Genomic DNA, 2033 nt, shown 5'->3' with positions numbered 1-2033 from the left:
GAACGAGTAGCCGAACCCCATGAGCGAGCCGATGATCCGCCAGCAGAGCCCTCCCGCCATGAACATCAGGCTCGGCGCGCTCGACCCGAAGACCGGCAAGGCGCTGGCGTGGAACCCCACGCGGACGCTCGGCCACGGCGTCGAGACGCTGGTCGCCCACCCGAAGGGGCTGCTCGTCGGCAGCGACACCGACCAGCTCGGGCACGAGTACCACGGACGCCTCGGGATGTTCCCCGCGGGGTGAGCCGGCGGCTCCCATGAGATAAAGGGCGGGGACGTTCTGCGGGAAGGGGCGGGGGCCTTGGTCCATCACGAACAGCGCGAGGTGGTCCGCGGCGGCCATCACCGCCCCGACGCGCGCCGCTCGCTGCCCGTCCCGCCGGACGGGCCGCGGCGGCGCGACCGGCGCCGCGGCCCCCGCCCGTTCTTCTACGTCACCTCCGCGGGCGCGCTGCTGGTCCTGGGCGGCTCCGGCGCGATCGCCCTGTCGGGGACCGGCACGGCCCACCACGCCCGGACGGCCGCCGCGGGCGCGAGCACGGTCGTCCGCGCCTCGGCCGACACCTACGTGGTACGCGAGATGCCCGGCACGGCGTTCGGGGACGCGCGGAAGATCACCGCCTCCGCGTGGCCCGGCTGGCACACCGAGGCCTACGTCGCGTTCGAGGTGCCGCCCGGCACCCCGGCGGTCACCCGGGCCCGCGTGGAGATGACGTTCGACCGGCTGGAGAACCGGCCGCGGCGGGTCGAGCTGCGCACGCTGCCCGGCGCGTGGACGGAGGAGGGCACGTCCTGGGGCAACCGCCCGGTCGCCGGATCCGTCGTGGCGAGCGCCCCCTCCGGGTCGGGGGGCACGGTGTCCTTCGACGTGGGCCAGGTGGTGACCGGCCCCGGCCTCTACGCGTTCGCCATCACCGGCCAGGGCCCCCGGACGGCGGTCTCGCTGCGCTCACGGGAGACCGGCGAGGGCCCGCGCCTGCTCCTGCGGACCCGGCCGGGCGCGCCCCCGCCGACGCCGAGCAGGTCGCCGGAGACGTCCGGCACTGCGCTTCCCGCGCCCGCGCCCGAACCCACCTGGCAGACCCCGCAGCCGGTGAAGACCCCCGGCACGTCCCCGGCGGGCGGGCGGACGCTCTGCGGCCTCTCCCTCGAACTCCAGCCGGGTGAGACCTTCCAGAAGGCCCTCACCCGCCTGGACGCCGCCTACGGCGGCCTGGAGACCGTCCGGCTGTTCTACCAGGGCGTCCCGCCGGCGTGGCCGGGCAAGCCCGACACCGGGAACCGCCCGCCGATCATCTCGTTCAAGCTGGCGCCCAAGGACGTCCTCGCCGGCAAGTATGACCGGGAGATGACCCGCTGGTTCGCGACCGCGCCCCGCGACCGCGACCTCTACTGGGTCTACTACCACGAGCCCGAGGACAACATCGCCTCCGGCGAGTTCACCGCCGCCGACTACCGCGCCGCATGGCGGCGGCTGCGGTCCCTCGCCGACAAGGCGGGCAACCCCCGCGTCCACGCCACCCTCGTCCTGATGGGCTGGAGCCTCGACCCGCTGTCCAAGCGCGACTGGCGCGACTACTACCCGGGCCGCGACGTCATCCAGGTCCTCGGCTGGGACGTGTACAACCTCGGCTGGAAGAAGGGCCGCTACGACGACCCGGCCACCATGTACGACCGCGTCGTCGCCGTCAGCAAGGGCGAGGACCTGCCCTTCGGCATCGCCGAGACCGGCAGCTACCTGGTCAAGGGCGACAACGGCGACAGGCGCGCCGCCTGGCTCAACGCCACCAACGCCTACCTCGCCAAGCACCGCGCCCTGTGGGTCTCCTACTTCGACCTCGACTGGAGCACCGGCGACTTCCGCCTCCTCGACACCCAGAGCCGCAAGGCCTGGAGCGACTTCTGCTGACGGCCGCACCGCCGCCGACATGCCACGCCCCCCGCCGGATATCCGGCGGGGGGCGCGGCGCGTGCGGGTGACGCGTCCTACTTGCGGGCCAGGACGATGGTCCACATCGCGGCGCGGCTGGCGG

General features: G+C 74.3%; 2 protein-coding genes. Both read left to right on the top strand.

What is annotated here, in order from left to right:
• The first annotated feature begins 19 nt into the window (after window positions 1-19).
• Entirely contained in the window at window positions 20-244 is a 225-nt protein-coding gene (locus AB0C69_RS41700; RefSeq protein WP_360362327.1) for a hypothetical protein, read from the top strand.
• A 57-nt stretch (window positions 245-301) separates the two neighbouring features.
• Window positions 302-1909: a DNRLRE domain-containing protein gene (locus AB0C69_RS41695; RefSeq protein WP_360362324.1), complete on the top strand. Its 1608-nt coding sequence runs from the start codon at window positions 302-304 to the stop codon at window positions 1907-1909.
• Window positions 1910-2033 lie beyond the last annotated feature (124 nt).

This window comes from Actinomadura sp. NPDC048032 (genome assembly GCF_040653175.1).
Classification (GTDB): Bacteria; Actinomycetota; Actinomycetes; order Streptosporangiales; family Streptosporangiaceae; genus Spirillospora; species Spirillospora verrucosospora.
The sequence above is the reverse complement of the archived record's forward strand: the minus strand, read 5'-3'. Positions and strand labels throughout refer to the sequence as shown.

Excerpts from the sequence above, each read along its gene's own strand:
- AB0C69_RS41700 (WP_360362327.1), top strand. The coding sequence starts at position 20 with ATGAGCGAGCCGATGATCCGCCAGCAGAGCCCTCCCGCCATGAACATC.